The following is a 14,560-nucleotide window of genomic DNA, read 5'->3' as shown; positions in this document are numbered from 1 at the left end:
CGCAAGCGGGAGGGGAGGATTTACGCCGGTTCGCCCGCCATCGCCGGCTCCTGATCGGCACGGCTGACGCCTCGACCGTCCAGATTTTGCGCGACGAAATCCCAGTTGATCGCGCGCTTCAGCAGCGCATCGACATAGTCGGCCCGGGCATTGCGATAGTCGATGTAATAGGCGTGTTCCCACACGTCGATCGTCAGCAGCGGCTTCATGCCGTCGTACGCGACGGGCGAGTCGCCGTCGTGCAATGAGGTGACTTTCAGCTGATCGCCGTCGAGCACCAGCCAGCCCCAGCCGCTCGCGAAATGATTGACCGATTCCGTCTTCAGCTTCTCCAGCAACGCGTCGGTCGAGCCGAATGCCTCGTCGATCTTCTGCTTTAGCGCGCCAGTCGGCTGCTGAGCTTCCGGGCTCAGGCATTGCCAGTAGAAGCTATGGTTCCACAGCTGCGCCGAGTTGTTGAACAGGCCTTTGTTGCCGCTCTCCTTCGCGGCGCGGATCACGTCGGAGAGACGGCGCCCGTCAAGCCCAACCTGCGGTGCCAGCTCGTTGGTCTTGTTGACATAGGCGCGGTGGTGCTTGCCCCAGTGAAAGTCGAAGGTTTCTGCCGAAATGATGTCGCCGAAGGCGGACTTGTCATAGGGCAAAGGGGGAAGCTCGAACGCCATTGAAGGTCTCCTTGTTGGGAAGGCTCGCCTACCCAACGCGCGAGCGCGCTCCAAGGGCCTTTCGGAAATCTCGTTCAGGCCATCCGACCCGGTCGATCAGCCGCGCTTGCGGACCGAAAAGCGGGTCAGCTCTTTTTTGGGTTCGGCCCAGTTCGGCGCCAGCTCGCTTGCTTTCTGGTAATCGGCAAGCGCGCCGGCGAAGTCGCCGGCCAGCTCGTTGGTGATCGCACGGCCGAAATAGGCGAATTCGGGTCGCCTGGTGCGATACTGCAGCGCCGCATCGAACAGGTCGCGCGCCAGCCGCCAGTCGTGCTGGGTTTTAAGCACCAGCGCGCCCTTGTTCAGATAGGCTTCGGGCTGCTTGGGATCGAGCCGGATGGCGTGATCGTAGTCCGCCAGCGCGCCCGGCCAGTCGTCCATCCGAGCGCGAATGATGCCGCGATTGACATAGGTCGCGACCTCGTCGGCGAACGACAGCGGCTCGTCGGCGATCGCGCGGTTGCAGGTGTCGAGCGCAGCGGGGCTCGCCCGCTCCGCATCCGCCGCTTCATAGCACATGCGGGCAAGGCCGGAGCCGATCACCAGACTGGATGCGGAGGCGGCGCCGGGGATCAGCACTGCGGCGGCCGCGAGACAGGGGAATAAGCGCATTCCACCCTCCACAGCTTAGGCCGCGGAGAATATCACGAACCCCCTGCCTGCAGCAAATCATGACGGCGCAGCGCATGCCGCAATTGATCGTAGGTCAGCGCCAGCGCCTTCGCCGTCAGCCGCTGGTTGAACCGGCAGCGACGGAGCGCCGCTTCGAGTAATTTCCGCTCGTGCGCGTCGCATGCAGCTTTGAAATCGTCGCACTCAAGTTCGTCGTTGGCGGCAGCGGGCACCAGCGCCTGGGCGGCGGGTGCTGCGGGCGTGAGGGACCGCGCGGCGTCGCCTTTGGGCCGCCACGGCGAGGCGAACGGATCAAACTCGATCGCGTCGATCGGATGCGCCGGATCTTCCCAGCGATAGACCGCCCGCTCGATGACGTTGCGCAGTTCGCGCACATTGCCGGGCCATTCGTAGGCGACCAGCGTGTCCGTGGCGGCTTTTGAAAAGCCCGGCCAGCGCTCCCATTCCAGCTCCGCCGCCATGCGTCGGCCGAAATGATCGGCGAGCACCGGAACATCGCCTTCGCGCGCGCGGAGCGGCGGCAAGGTGATCACCTCAAAGCTTAGCCGGTCGAGCAAGTCGGCCCGGAACCGGTTCGCTTCGACCAGAGCGGGCAGGTTCTCGTTGGTCGCCGCGACGATACGGACGTCGACATTGACCGGCCGCGACGCGCCGATGCGCGTCACTTCGCCATATTCGACCGCCCGCAGCAGCCGTTCCTGCGCCGCGGCCGACAGCGTGCCGAGCTCGTCGAGGAAAAGGGTGCCCCCATCGGCCTCCTCGAACCGCCCCGCCCGCGCCCGCGTGGCGCCGGTGAAGGCACCGGCTTCGTGCCCGAACAGCTCGGCCTCGATCAGCGTCTCGGGCAGAGCCGCGCAGTTCATCACGATCAGCGGCCCGTCCCAGCGCGGGGAGAGGCGGTGAAGGCGCTCGGCAACCAGCTCCTTGCCGGTCCCGCGCTCGCCTATCACCAGCACCGGGCGGTTCAGCGCCGCTGCCCGGCTCGCCCGTTCGACCGAGTCCAGGAAGGCCATCGATTGGCCGATGAATGCGCTTTCCCGTTCCATTCCCACAACATGGCGTATTTTCCCAAGCCTTGGCAAGCATCATCGCGCTGCGACCGACATCAGCGCCTAGAAAACCGCAGTTTTCAGCCACTTTCACGACTTGGCACGCCGCCTGCAAAAGATGGGATGAAGCCGGACAATCCCGGCGAACGGATACACAGGTTCACAGGAGCACGTCATGTTCAACTCGTTCGAAGCCAAGAAGACCTTCTCCGCCATTCTCTGCACGATCGTGTTCAGCGCCACCTGCGTGCTGAGCGCGATTGGCCCGGCGGGTGCGGTCGAGGCCCGGCCTTTCGTCGCCAGCAGCGTTCGCGCCTGACGACATCACCGCCGGGGCGGGCGCTGCCCCCTTGCACCGCCCCGGCACCCTCTTTCGATCCAGGAGTACCCAGATGGGCATTTTTTCCAGAACCCGCGACATCGTAGCCGCCAACATGACCGACCTGCTGGATCGCGCCGAAGACCCGGCGAAGATGATCCGCATGATCATCTTGGAAATGGAAGAGACGCTGGTCGAGGTTCGCGCCTCGGCTGCGCGCACGATCGCGGACCAGAAGGAAATGCGCCGTCACATCGCCAAGCTCGAAAACCTCCAGGCGAACTGGACCGAGAAGGCCGAGCTGGCGCTCAGCAAGGACCGCGAGGACCTCGCCAAGGCCGCGCTGATCGAGCGCCAGAAGGCCGCCGACATGGCCGACCAGCTGAAGGCCGAGATCGAGGTGCTGGACGATGCGCTCCAGGCGTCCGAAGCGGATATCGCCAAGCTGCAGCAGAAGCTGCGCGAGGCGCGCGCCCGCCAGAACTCGATCATGGCCCGCATGGAAAGCGCGCATAACCGGATGCGGCTGCGCGAGGCCTATTCGGGCGCGCGCGTCGAGGATGCGTTCAGCCGCTTCGACGTGCTGGAACGCCGCGTCGACCTGGCCGAAGGCCGTGCCGATGCCGCCGGCATGGGCGAGCCGAAGAGCCTGGAGGACCAGTTCTCCGAGCTGCGCTCCAGCGACAAGGTCGATGCCGAACTTGAGGCGCTGAAGGCCCGCATGGCGAACAAGGAGGGCTGAGGATGGACGAAAGCATCATCATCGCACCGGTGGTCGTCGGCATCCTGTTTATCGGCCTGCCATGGATCATCCTCCACTACATCACGCAGTGGAAGAAATCCGGGAGCATCAGCCGGGAAGACGAGAATCTGCTCGATGACCTCTACGAGACCGCCCGCCGGCTGGATGACCGCCTGCACTCGATCGAGCGCATCGTCGCCGCCGAAACGCCGGAGCTGGAGGTCCGCCGCCCCGCGCCGGAACTGCCCCGTTCCGACATCCGCCAGATCAGGGAGAAATAAGAGATGAGCGCCAGCCGCACCCGCTTTTACCTCGACAAGCAAAACAAGAAATGGCTCGGGGTGTGTTCGGGAATTGCCGACTATATGGGATGGGACGTGACCCTGGTCCGCATCGGGCTGGTCGTGATCACCCTGGCCGGCGCGTTCCCCTGGACGCTGGTCGCCTATTGGGCCGCCGCCTGGGCCGCCAAGCCCAAGCCCTACGGCCTCTACAGCGACAAGGAAGAAGAGCAGTTCTGGCAGGGCGTGCGCCGGTCGCCGGCGCGGACCACTCGCGAAGTGCGGGGCAAGCTCCGCGACATCGATCGCCGCCTGGCCGACGTCGAGCTCTACTATACCAGCCGCAACCGGACTCTGGCCGACGAGATCGACAGCCTGCGCTGAGCCTTGCAGCTGACGCATCGTCAACTGCTACACCGGACGAACCGAAACACACTTTCGTCGAAACATCATAGCCGCTGATCGGGACACCCGGTCAGCCGAGATTGGGGAGCTTTGACTATGAGCATGGGTGCCTTTTCGATGATGATCGGCTTTCTGTTCACGATCGCCTTCATCATCGCCGGAATGGCGAAGCGCTTCTTCGACTTCAAAGAGAAGCAGCTGCAGGCCCATGCGGGCCTCACCGCCGAGAAGGCCGCGCAATATGCCGCCCATACCGAACGGCTGGAACAGCGCGTCCGGGTGCTGGAGCGCATCGCCACCGATCGCGGCGCGGACATCGCAGGCGAGATCGATCGCCTCCGCGACCAGCCGCCGCTGAACTGAACCGGATTACGGGGAGAATAGGATCATGAACCCGTTTGAAATGGTGCTTGGCATCATCATCGTCATCACGATCGGTCGCGTGCTGCAGGCGAAATATGGCTATCGCCATCGCCGCCGCGGCGGAATGGAGCCGATCGCCGACGATGCCGAAACCCGCCGCCTGCGCGACGAGGTCCGGGCTCTCAAGGAGCGGATCGCGGTGCTGGAGCGGCTGGCGACCGACGATGCCGGGCCGCGCGCCCTGGAACGTGAAATCGAAGCTTTGCGGTCCCGCGACGCCTGATCGCGCGCAACCGCATCGAGGAGAAGACGGATGGAACCGAGCGTCTATCTTGAAATGGGCCTGGTAGGACTGGCCGGCATTGGCGTCCTCACCGCCGGCGCCCTGCGCGGCTGGCGCGGCTGGCTGGAGCTGAAGCGGCTGGAACTCCAGGCGCGGACTTCCGACGCCGACCTGCCCGCTCCCACGATGAGCTCCCGCATCGAACTCGCCGACCTGAAGGAACGCATCCGCAAGCTGGAAGCGATCGCCGCGGGGGTGGATATCTGAACGTAAAAATCCTCCCCTGTAAGGGGAGGTGGCGCGCGAAGCGCGACGGAGGGGTGTCAGCGGCGGAGAATGAATCTCGAACGCTGACGCCCCTCCACCACGCCGCTTCGCGGCGCGGTCCCCCTCCCCTTCCAGGGGAGGATCGTCGGCCCTATGTGCACCTCATGCTTGCACTCCAGGATGTCTTTTCCGACTACGAACTGCTCGACTCCGACGACCGCTACCGGCTGCTGATCGACCTCGGCCGGGCGCTGGAGCCGATGCCCGACCCGCTGAAGACCGAAGCGACCAAGGTTCGTGGATGCTCGGCGCAGGTCTGGCTCTATCCGGTGCGGCAGCCCGACGGGCGGCTTCACTTCCTGGCCGACAGCGACGCGCACATCACCAAGGGGATCGTCGCATTGGTGCTGCTGACGGTGCAGGACCATACCCCGGACGAAATCCTCGCGACCGATATCGAAGGCGCGCTCGCCCCGTTCGACCTCAAAAACCAGCTGAGCTCCAATCGCACGCAGGGCGTTCCCAACATGATCGCCCTGATCCGCGCGACCGCGGAGCGCTACGCCTAGGGTGTGTACTCGATAGCCACATCGAGCGTGATCGCCTGGAGAGGCGCGCTGGCGAGGAGCGCGGCGCAGACGCGTAGCTGAAGCTACGCGCAAGCAAGCGACGCGGCCAGCGCGCCTCTCCAGGCGACCCCTTCGGGGCGGGGCGTCTTTTGGCCCGTGGCGGCGTCGCTCGTCGGGCGCGATGTCCCACATCGCCGCCCTCCTCGCTCCTATCCACAGGCCAAAATACGCCCCGTCACGCCGACGTGGCTATCGAGTACACACCCTAGGCTGCCGCTCGCCGCTCCTCGGCGCGGCGGAGCACGTCATAGGCCGCCTGGACCTGGCGGAAGCGTTCGGCGGCTTCCTTGTCGCCGGGCTTGACGTCCGGGTGATTGGCCTTGGCGAGGCGGCGCCAGGCAGCCTTCACCTGGTCGAAGCCGGCGTCCGCCTCCAGATCGAGGACGTCCAGCGCACGCATCTCGTCGCGGCTGCGGGTGCCGTCGCCGGGGCCGCCCCAGGCATAGTGCGACGATTGGCGAAAGCCGGAAGCGTCGCGCTGCTCGTCCGCCTCGCGCGCCGCGGCTTCCTCGGCATTGAGCCCTTCGAAATAGTTCCAGCCCCGATTGTATTCGGCGGCGTGGCTTTCGCAGAAATACCAGCGGTCGCGGCTGTTCGGCGATTTGGGCGCCGGGCAATCGCCGGGCTGATCGCAACCGTCACGATCGCACATGCGCACCTTTGCCGCCCCTCGCTCGGAGCCATAGGAACGCCAGCGGGGAAAGCCCCAGTCCATCGATCGGGAAGAACGCGCCATGCGCGCCCGAGATAGTCGCTTGTGCGCGCGGCGCAACTATCCGAACGGCACGACCTTGTTATCCGCGTCGTGACCGATGTCCGCCGAACCGAGGAACGGTATCCCGGCGCGCGCGCACCAATCGCGCACGACCGCTTCAGGCTGGGCGCCGAAATCCGGATCGTTGTCGGGAACATGGCTGATCCGGCCCATGCGCAGGCCGGCGGCGGCGCGGATCGACGGATGCTGGACGATCTGGGCCAGATCGCGGTCGGTGCGGTAGAGATATTCGGCCACTTCCTCGATCATCAGCACATGCCCGACCAGGTCGGGAAGGTGCCCGGTACCGATCAGGTGCGCGAGGATGACGATGTTGAACGCGGCTGCGGGCGCTTCGCCCAGCGACGGCTCCAGCGACGCCGGCGAGCCGTCGACCAGCCAGTCGAGCGCACGGACGACGGCCGTTTCGCCCCCGTCACGCCGAATGTCGGCCGGCATCGGCCCGTGCGCGACGCGGCCGATTCCGCGGGCGTAGAGCGCGCCGAGCAACGTGCCCGGGTCCGAATAGCCGAGATAGGTCTTGTCCCGCGCCGCCGGGCCGAGCGCGTCGATGACCCGGTCGACGATCCGGCACGCGCCATAGCCGCCGCGCGCGAACCAGACTGCGTCGATCGTGGCGTCATTCGCGACCTCGATCAGCGCCTCCGCCCGCGCAGAGTCAGGTCCGGCGAAATGGCCGTCGGACAGAAAGCATTGCAGATGCCAGACCAGCTCCGCCCGCCCCTCCGCCAGGGCGGAGACGCGGCTCACCACGTCCTCATCGATCCGGCAGCTCGGCGCAACGATGCCGATCCGCATGCCTCTTCTCCTTGTCGGCGGCCCCGAACCGGCTAGTAACGCGCGGATGACGGGTTCCAAATCCTATTTCTTCTGCGGGATCGGCGGCAGCGGCATGCTGCCCCTCGCCTGCATCGTGCGCGCGCAGGGTGCGGAGGTCGCCGGCTCCGATCGGGCGCTCGACCAGGGCCGCACCGCGCCGAAGTTCGAGTTCCTGGCCGGGCAGGGGATCGGCCTGTTTCCGCAGGACGGCAGCGGCGTCACTGCCCACGAGCAAATCCTGGTCGCCTCGGCAGCAGTCGAGGAAACGGTGCCCGACGTGCAGGCCGCGAACCACCTTGGCTGCGCGCGGATGAGCCGGGCCGGCCTGCTCGCGGAGCTGTTCAATGCGGCGCCTGAGCGGATCGCGGTCGGCGGCACCAGCGGCAAGTCGACCGTCACCGGCATGATCGGCTGGATCCTTCACGCGACGGGGCGGGCGCCGACGGTCATGAACGGCGCTGTCATGAAGAATTTCGTCAGCGACGAAACGCCGTTCGCCAGCGCGCTGGTCGGCGGCGGCGCGGTGTTCGCCAGCGAAGTGGACGAAAGTGACGGCTCGATCGCGCTGTTCGATCCGACCGTCGCGGTGCTGGGCAATATCAGCCTCGACCATAAAGAAATGGACGAACTGCGCGCGCTGTTCACCGACTTCGTGCTGAAGGCGCGCACGGCGGTCGTCAACGTCGATCACCCCGAAGTCGCCGCGATCGCGAGCGAGCTGCATCAGGACCGGCTGCTGACCTTCGGCTTCGAGCAGGAAGCGCAGCTGATCGGCCATCACGTCGAGGAGCGCGCCGAGGGCGTGACTTTCCACGTCACCGACCGGTCCAGCGGCGACACGGCCGAGGTGCGGCTGCAGGTGCTCGGCCGGCACAACGCCGTGAATGCGCTTTCGGCGATTGGGGCAGCAGTCGCTGCGGGCGTTCCGTTCGCCGAAGCCGCGGAAGCGCTCGCCGGCTTCACTGGCCTGCGCCGTCGGCTGGAGCGGGTCGGCGAGGCGCACGGCGTCACCGTCTATGACGATTTCGGGCACAACCCGGACAAGATCGCCGCCACACTGGACGCGCTGCACGCCTTTCCCGGCCGGCTGCTGATCTTCTTCCAGCCCCACGGTTACGGTCCGCTGCGGGTAATGGGCCGGGAGCTGGTCGAGACGCTGGGGCAAAAGCTTGGCCCCGAGGACGTGTTGATCCTGAGCGATCCCGTTTATTTCGGCGGCACCGTCGATCGCTCGGTGGGCAGCGGGACCATCGTCGAGGGCATCCGCGCCGCCGGCCGCCGGGCCGAGCATATCCCGGCCCGCCCCGACATCGCGAACCGCCTGACCGCGCTCGCCCGCCCCGGCGACCGCATCGTCGTCATGGGCGCCCGCGACGACACGCTCAGCCAATTCGCGGGCGATCTGGTGGCGCGACTCTGAAGGCCGCGTTCACCTCCGCCAGCATCGCCTGCTCCGCGCCGTCATAGCGGGGCGAAAAATGGAACGACTCCAGCCGCCGCACGCCTGCCGCACGGGCGATTTCACCGGCTGCGCGGGTCGTGAGATGGGCGCGGTCGCGGGCGAGGGCGAAATCCGCGGCGGCGAAGCGGGCTTCGAGGAAAAACAGATCGGCGCCGCGCGCCAGATCGGCGATCGCTGCGCGGTTTGCGGGCGTGTCGGCGACGTCCGTCGCATAAGCGAGCTTCTGGCCCGGCTCCACGCTGACCAAGTCGCGCAGTTCGCGGAGCGGGGCCTCGCCGCCAGGCACCGGAAGGCGCGCGTCGTCGGCGCAGCCGTCCCGCACGGCGCCCTTCAAGGTCTGCAGCCATTGGCCGGGCGCGAGGCCACGCTCCTCCAGCCGGTTGCGCCACACATTCACGTGCAGCGGCTCGGCGAGCGCATAGCCGACGCTCGGCCCGTGATGCTCAAGCACCGCCCAGTCGAGCGTCATTCCCGGAATCGCGAACGGCTGGTCCAGCGGCTCGCGGGCAAAGCCGGTCTTGAACCGAAAGCGTGCGGCTGCCCCGCCTGTTTCCCAAACGTCGAAGCACAGCTCCTCGGCATATTTGTTCACCAGGTCCCAAGTGTAACCGCGGAGCTTATGGCCGACCGCATCGATCAGCCCATCCGGCCCGATCATCCGAATCCGCTTCTCCCGCCCCACATTCACGCGAAGCAGGGCGTCGAAGCCGATGAAGTGATCGATATGCATGTGGCTGATGCACACGGTTTCGACGTGCAGCAGGTCGCGCGCCGAAAGCGACGCCAAGTCGCCCAGGTCGAACAGGACCGCCTCGCGCCGGTGCAGCATTTCCACGAACAGCGCCGGATCGCCGAAGCGTCCGTTGGCGAGGCGCGGGTGCAGCGTCGGGCGCATGGATGACGCAACGGCGCGGTAGCGCTTTCGCTCCGTTGGTCCTAGATGCGCGCCTATGCCTCACAGCGTATTCGACCTGTTCAAGATCGGCGTCGGCCCGTCCTCATCGCACACCATGGGACCGATGTCGGCGGCCTGCGCCTTTACCGAGCAGCTGCGTGAGCAGGGGCGTCTCGACGGCACGGACCGTGTGCTGGCCGAACTCTACGGCTCCCTCGCCTTGACCGGCAAAGGCCATGGCAGCGATCGCGCCGTGCTGCTGGGCCTTGCCGGCAAGCGGCCCGACGGCATCTGCCCGGACGAGGCGGACCGGATCGTGACCGGCATCCGCGCGAGCCACCGGATCATGCTCGGCGGCACGCACGAGATCGCCTTCGACGAACCGAACGACTTGCTGTTCCACCAGCGCGAGCGGTTGTCCTTCCATTCGAACGGGATGCGCTTCACCGCCTTCAACGGTGCCGGCGCCGAACTGCTGTCGGGCATCTGGTACTCGATCGGCGGTGGCGCGATCGTCGCCGAGAGTGATATTTCAGGCAACGCGCCGCCGGAAGGGCTGGTGGCGGACGTGCCCTACCCCTTCCATTCCGGCGAGCAACTGCTGGCGGTCGCCGATCAGGCCGGCCTCAGCATCGCCGACCTGGCGCTCCGGAACGAATTGGCGCGCATACCCGAAGCGGAGGTGCGCGAGCGGCTCGCTGCAATCCGCCGGACAATGTCCGCCTGCATCGACCGCGGCATGGGCCAGCACGGCATTCTGCCCGGCGGTCTTCATGTGCGCAGGCGTGCGCCCGAAGTGCACCGCAAGCTGGTCGAGCGGCAGGAGCGCGCATTGTCCGACCCGCTGACGGTGATCGACTGGGTCAACCTCTGGGCCTTGGCCGTGAACGAGGAGAACGCAGCCGGCGGCCGCGTCGTCACAGCGCCGACCAACGGCGCCGCGGGCATCGTACCGGCGGTGCTGCGCTATTACGAACGCTTCGTCGCGGGGGCGAACGACGAAGGGGCCGACCGCTTCCTGCTGACGGCCGCCGCGATCGGGTCTCTCTTCAAGGAAAATGCATCGATCTCCGGGGCAGAAGTAGGTTGCCAGGGCGAGGTCGGCGTCGCCTGCTCGATGGCGGCGGCCGGACTGACGGCCGCGCTGGGCGGCAGCAACGGCCAGATCGAGAACGCCGCCGAGATCGGCATGGAGCATAATCTGGGGCTCACCTGCGATCCGGTCGGCGGCCTGGTCCAGGTGCCGTGCATCGAGCGCAACGCGGTCGGCGCGATCAAGGCGATCGAGGCGTCCCGCCTGGCGCTGCTCGGCGACGGCACGCACCGCGTCAGCCTCGATCAGGTGATCGAGACGATGCGCAAGACCGGCGCCGACATGAGCGCCAAATACAAGGAAACCGCGCTTGGCGGGCTCGCCGTTAACGTGGTGGAGTGCTGAGGCTCGGGCCTACCAGCTCAGCACGACCTTGCCCGACGCGCCGGAGCGCATCGCGTCAAAGCCTTCCTGGAACTGCTCGACCGGCAGGCGGTGCGTGATTAGGGGCTCGAGGTTCAGGCCGCCTTTGATCAGGCCGAACATCTTGCGCCAGGTCTCGAACATTTCGCGGCCATAGACGCCCTTAATGGTCAGCGCCTTCATGATGACGTCGGACCAGACCACGTCCATCGCGCCCGACGGAATGCCGAGCATCGCGAGCTTGCCGCCCATCGTCAGCGCGTCGATCGCCTGACGGATCGCCGGCTGGGCGCCCGACATCTCCAGCGCGACGCCGAAGCCGTCGGGGATCTTCTCAGCGGCCATTACGTCGCGCAGATCTTCGTTCGCGACATTCACCGGGCGCACATCGGCGAGCTTGGTCGCAAGGTCGAGCCTGGTCGGGTTGACGTCGGTCAGCACGACCGAGCGGGCGCCGGCGTGCCGCGCGACCGCGGCCGCCATGATGCCGATCGGGCCTGCGCCCGTCACCAGCACGTCCTCGCCGAGCAGGTCGAATTGCTGCGCGGTGTGGACGGCATTGCCGAACGGATCGAGAATCGCGCCGACATCGTCGCTGACTTCGTCCGGCAGCGGCACGACGTTGAACGCCGGAATGCACAGATATTCGGCAAACGCGCCCTGCCGGTTGACGCCAACGCCACGCGTGCCCGGATCGAGGTGAAAACGCCCGGCGCGCGCCGCGGCCGAGTTCATATCGATGATATGGCCCTCGCCCGACACGCGCTCGCCGATCTTCAGCGGCCGCGTGACCTCGGAGCCGATCGCGACGATCTCGCCAGAGAATTCATGGCCGACGATCATCGGCACCGGGATCGTCTTCGACGCCCAGGCATCCCAGTTGTAGATATGAATGTCGGTGCCGCAAATCGCGGTGCGCTTCACCTTGATCAGCACGTCATTGGGGCCGGGTTCCGGCACCGGCGCCTGGGTCATCCAGATGCCTTCGCGCGCTTCCAGCTTGGCGAGGCCCTTCATCGTGTGCGCGGTATCGTCGATCAGGCGGGGAGACGTGCTCATTTGATGGCTCCAATGGCGCGGCCCGCTTCGGCAAAAGCGGCCAGCGCGCGGTCGATATGGTAATCCTCGTGCGCCGCCGACATCTGGGTACGGATGCGGGCCTGTCCCTTGGGAACGACCGGGAACGAGAATCCGGTCACATAAACGCCCAGCTCCAGCAATTTCGCCGCGAGCTGCTGCGCAAGGCGCGCGTCGTAGAGCATGACCGGGATGATCGGGTGACCGCCCTCGATCAGATCAAAGCCGGCCTCTGCCATGCCCGAGCGGAAACGCTTCGCATTGCGCGCGATCTTGTCGCGCAGAGCGTCGCCGTCGGGCCCTTTCGAAATCTCGATCGCCTTCAAGGCCGCGCCGCAGACCGCAGGCGCCAGCGAGTTGGAGAAGAGATAGGGCCGCGCGCGCTGGCGCAGCAGGTCGATCACCGGCTTGCGCCCCGCGATATAGCCGCCCATCGCGCCGCTCAGCGCCTTGCCGAACGTGCCGGTCAGGATATCGACCTTGTCCTCGACGCCGTGGAACGCCGCCGATCCGCGGCCGCCCGGTCCGATGACGCCGGTCGCGTGCGCGTCGTCGACCATCACCAGCGCCTCGTATTGCTCGGCAAGCGCGGTGATCCGGTCGAGCTTGGCGACATGGCCGTCCATGGAGAAAACACCGTCGGTCGCGATCATGATCGTGCGCGCGCCTTCCGAGCGGGCCTCCTTCAGCCGCGTTTCCAGCTCGTCGATGTTGCCATTGGCGAAGCGCTTGCGGGCCGCCTTGCACAGCCGCACGCCGTCGATGATCGAGGCGTGGTTCAGCGAATCGGAGATGATGCAGTCCTGCTCGCCCAGCAGCGGCTCGAACACGCCGCCATTGGCATCGAACGCGGCCGCGAACAGGATCGCGTCTTCCTTGCCCAGATAGGACGCGATCGCCGCTTCCAGCTCCTTGTGGATTTCCTGCGTGCCGCAGATGAACCGCACCGAGGCCAGGCCCGCGCCCCAGCGCTGCGTCGCTTGGATGGCCGCCTCGACAATGCGCTCGTCGCCACCGAGCCCGAGATAGTTGTTGGCACAGAAGTTCAGCACTTCTTGGCCAGCCACCTGCACCGCCGCGCCCTGGCGCGACTGGATCACCCGTTCGGGCTTCCACAGCCCTTCGGCTTCGATCGCCGAAAGCTCGGCGGACATGCGATCATAGAATGAAGCTGGCACGGACTCGTCCCTTCGTTGCGGTCCGGCCGATGCGCTATATTGAACGCGAAGTCCAGTATATCGGAAATTTTAGAAAGCAACGATCAGCAGCGCGCGTGCGGGCCGATCGGTGGCATTCTCGATCGCGTGGGCGCTGTCCACCGGATAGCGGGCAGTGGCCCCCGGCCCGACCTCCATATGATGCCCCTCCAGATGGACCGTCAGCGTGCCGTCGAGCACGGTCAGGTGTTCGCGGCTGCCGCGGGCATGAGCTTCGGACGCGAGGACGCTGCGGGGCTGGAAGGCGAGTTCATACCATTCGAGCCGGCCGACGCTATCGCCGGGGCTCAGCACGCGGATCAGGCAGCCGCCATCGTCGCTGCGCATTTCGGGAATCTGGGCGGCAGGGCTGACCAGGATCGCGCGCTCCGGTCCGGCCTGGTCGATCAGCTCCGACACGCCGATGCCGAACGCATCCGCCAGCGCCCAGACAGTCGCCAGCGTCGGATTGGCCTGCCCGCGTTCGACCTGGGACAGCATCGACCGCGACACGCCCGAGGCTCGCGCAAGATCGTCGAGCGTCATCCGCCGCTGTTTGCGCAACCGCTGGATGTGCGGCCCGATATCCCGAGCGCTCGACATGCCGCCCCCATTCCGCGGCATCGCACAAGGGAGACAAAGACTTAGGGGGTCGGGAAAATGGTGGGCGCGGCAAGGATTGAACTTGCGACCCCTGCGATGTCAACACAGTGCTCTACCACTGAGCTACGCGCCCACGAGGGGGGGGCTCTAACGAAGCCTCAGCCCCATAGCAAGCGTCAGTTCAATCCGCTGGCGCTGCCGATGTCGAACAGGCGGTCGACCTCCAACACGAGGTCGCGCAAATGGAAGGGCTTGGACAGAACCTTGGCCTGCGGCACGGCCTTGCCAGCCTTAAGCGTCACCGCGGCGAAGCCGGTGATGAACATCACCCGCATGTCCGGCGCGATCGTGCCGGCGCGCTGCGCGAGCTCGATCCCGTCCATTTCGGGCATGACGATGTCGGTCAGCAGCAGATCGAATCGTTCCTGCTCGATCAGCGGCAGCGCCGCCGTGCCGCGGTCGACAGCAGTGACCGAATAACCGGCGCGCTCCAACGCGCGTTCCAGATACACGCGCATCGCCCCGTCATCTTCGGCCAGCAGGATTCGGATCATCGACAGCCTCATTGCGCCGCTTCCCAACGCACGAGAAGCGATCCGCGC

The 14,560-nt window shown here is 66.4% G+C and carries 20 protein-coding genes and 1 tRNA gene; 10 read left to right on the top strand and 11 right to left on the bottom strand.

The window, feature by feature from the left end; translation table 11 throughout:
* Positions 1-20: 20 nt before the first annotated feature.
* The 3 genes from SCH01S_RS00805 to pspF all read right to left on the bottom strand — a co-directional run bounded on the left by SCH01S_RS00805 (position 21) and on the right by pspF (position 2,383).
* Entirely contained in the window at positions 21-665 is a 645-nt protein-coding gene (locus SCH01S_RS00805; protein ID WP_046346838.1) for a superoxide dismutase, read from the bottom strand.
* Between the two features lie 96 nt (positions 666-761).
* Positions 762-1,316 carry a tetratricopeptide repeat protein gene (locus SCH01S_RS00800; RefSeq protein ID WP_046346837.1) on the bottom strand — a complete coding sequence of 185 codons (555 nt, stop codon included), beginning with the start codon at positions 1,314-1,316 and terminating at the stop codon, positions 762-764.
* 32 nt (positions 1,317-1,348) lie between these two features.
* Positions 1,349-2,383 (bottom strand): phage shock protein operon transcriptional activator, encoded by a 1,035-nt coding sequence (pspF, locus tag SCH01S_RS00795; protein ID WP_046346836.1) that lies wholly within the window; start codon positions 2,381-2,383, stop codon positions 1,349-1,351.
* Between the two features lie 178 nt (positions 2,384-2,561).
* Between pspF and SCH01S_RS16695 the strand changes: the two genes are divergently transcribed.
* The 8 genes from SCH01S_RS16695 to SCH01S_RS00760 all read left to right on the top strand — a co-directional run bounded on the left by SCH01S_RS16695 (position 2,562) and on the right by SCH01S_RS00760 (position 5,615).
* A complete protein-coding gene (locus SCH01S_RS16695; protein WP_169746338.1) occupies positions 2,562-2,705 on the top strand; it encodes a hypothetical protein in 144 nt (47 codons plus the stop codon).
* Positions 2,706-2,778: 73 nt separating this feature from the next.
* The gene (pspA, locus tag SCH01S_RS00790; protein ID WP_046346835.1) at positions 2,779-3,447 is read left to right on the top strand and encodes a phage shock protein PspA; all 669 of its coding nucleotides are present in this window, start codon (positions 2,779-2,781) and stop codon (positions 3,445-3,447) included.
* Positions 3,448-3,449: 2 nt separating this feature from the next.
* On the top strand, positions 3,450-3,728 hold the full coding sequence (pspB, locus tag SCH01S_RS00785; RefSeq protein WP_046346834.1) for an envelope stress response membrane protein PspB: 279 nt from the start codon (positions 3,450-3,452) through the stop codon (positions 3,726-3,728).
* A 3-nt stretch (positions 3,729-3,731) separates the two neighbouring features.
* A complete protein-coding gene (gene pspC, locus SCH01S_RS00780; RefSeq protein WP_046346833.1) occupies positions 3,732-4,112 on the top strand; it encodes an envelope stress response membrane protein PspC in 381 nt (126 codons plus the stop codon).
* A 183-nt stretch (positions 4,113-4,295) separates the two neighbouring features.
* A complete protein-coding gene (locus SCH01S_RS00775; protein ID WP_439645791.1) occupies positions 4,296-4,496 on the top strand; it encodes a hypothetical protein in 201 nt (66 codons plus the stop codon).
* A 25-nt stretch (positions 4,497-4,521) separates the two neighbouring features.
* A complete protein-coding gene (locus tag SCH01S_RS00770; RefSeq protein WP_046346832.1) occupies positions 4,522-4,779 on the top strand; it encodes a hypothetical protein in 258 nt (85 codons plus the stop codon).
* A 54-nt stretch (positions 4,780-4,833) separates the two neighbouring features.
* Complete coding sequence (locus tag SCH01S_RS00765; protein WP_439645790.1) at positions 4,834-5,046, top strand: hypothetical protein; 213 nt, start codon at positions 4,834-4,836, stop codon at positions 5,044-5,046.
* A gap of 164 nt (positions 5,047-5,210) precedes the next feature.
* Positions 5,211-5,615 (top strand): SufE family protein, encoded by a 405-nt coding sequence (locus tag SCH01S_RS00760; protein ID WP_046346830.1) that lies wholly within the window; start codon positions 5,211-5,213, stop codon positions 5,613-5,615.
* A 265-nt stretch (positions 5,616-5,880) separates the two neighbouring features.
* On the opposite strand, the gene SCH01S_RS00755 is transcribed toward SCH01S_RS00760, so the two are convergent.
* Positions 5,881-6,411: a J domain-containing protein gene (locus SCH01S_RS00755; protein ID WP_046346829.1), complete on the bottom strand. Its 531-nt coding sequence runs from the start codon at positions 6,409-6,411 to the stop codon at positions 5,881-5,883.
* A gap of 36 nt (positions 6,412-6,447) precedes the next feature.
* Positions 6,448-7,248, bottom strand: a complete 801-nt coding sequence (locus SCH01S_RS00750) for an LD-carboxypeptidase (protein WP_046346828.1) — start codon at positions 7,246-7,248, stop codon at positions 6,448-6,450.
* A gap of 46 nt (positions 7,249-7,294) precedes the next feature.
* Here SCH01S_RS00750 and SCH01S_RS00745 point away from each other — a divergent pair, with 46 nt between their 5' ends.
* Entirely contained in the window at positions 7,295-8,689 is a 1,395-nt protein-coding gene (locus SCH01S_RS00745) for a glutamate ligase domain-containing protein (RefSeq protein WP_046346827.1), read from the top strand.
* Here the strand turns inward: SCH01S_RS00745 and SCH01S_RS00740 are convergent.
* Complete coding sequence (locus SCH01S_RS00740) at positions 8,652-9,626, bottom strand: MBL fold metallo-hydrolase (RefSeq protein WP_046346826.1); 975 nt, start codon at positions 9,624-9,626, stop codon at positions 8,652-8,654. The genes SCH01S_RS00745 and SCH01S_RS00740 overlap by 38 nt on opposite strands.
* Before the next feature lie 55 nt (positions 9,627-9,681).
* Between SCH01S_RS00740 and SCH01S_RS00735 the strand changes: the two genes are divergently transcribed.
* Positions 9,682-11,064, top strand: coding sequence for an L-serine ammonia-lyase (locus SCH01S_RS00735; RefSeq protein ID WP_046346825.1), 1,383 nt, complete (start codon positions 9,682-9,684; stop codon positions 11,062-11,064).
* A gap of 9 nt (positions 11,065-11,073) precedes the next feature.
* Here the strand turns inward: SCH01S_RS00735 and tdh are convergent, their stop codons facing one another.
* The 5 genes from tdh to cpdR all read right to left on the bottom strand — a co-directional run bounded on the left by tdh (position 11,074) and on the right by cpdR (position 14,512).
* On the bottom strand, positions 11,074-12,141 hold the full coding sequence (tdh, locus tag SCH01S_RS00730) for an L-threonine 3-dehydrogenase (RefSeq protein ID WP_046346824.1): 1,068 nt from the start codon (positions 12,139-12,141) through the stop codon (positions 11,074-11,076).
* Positions 12,138-13,337, bottom strand: a complete 1,200-nt coding sequence (locus SCH01S_RS00725) for a glycine C-acetyltransferase (protein WP_157032750.1) — start codon at positions 13,335-13,337, stop codon at positions 12,138-12,140. Before SCH01S_RS00725 ends, tdh begins: the two co-directional genes overlap by 4 nt.
* A 69-nt stretch (positions 13,338-13,406) precedes the next feature.
* Positions 13,407-13,958 carry a helix-turn-helix domain-containing protein gene (locus tag SCH01S_RS00720; protein WP_217995390.1) on the bottom strand — a complete coding sequence of 184 codons (552 nt, stop codon included), beginning with the start codon at positions 13,956-13,958 and terminating at the stop codon, positions 13,407-13,409.
* Between the two features lie 58 nt (positions 13,959-14,016).
* Positions 14,017-14,091 (bottom strand) — tRNA-Val (locus SCH01S_RS00715).
* Positions 14,092-14,134: 43 nt separating this feature from the next.
* Positions 14,135-14,512, bottom strand: a complete 378-nt coding sequence (gene cpdR / locus SCH01S_RS00710) for a cell cycle two-component system response regulator CpdR (protein WP_046346872.1) — start codon at positions 14,510-14,512, stop codon at positions 14,135-14,137.
* Positions 14,513-14,560: the final 48 nt, after the last annotated feature.

Origin of the sequence: Sphingomonas changbaiensis NBRC 104936, from assembly GCF_000974765.1 — a bacterium.
Taxonomy (GTDB): domain Bacteria; phylum Pseudomonadota; class Alphaproteobacteria; order Sphingomonadales; family Sphingomonadaceae; genus Sphingomonas_B; species Sphingomonas_B changbaiensis.
This window is presented reverse-complemented; position numbering and strand designations above follow the sequence as displayed.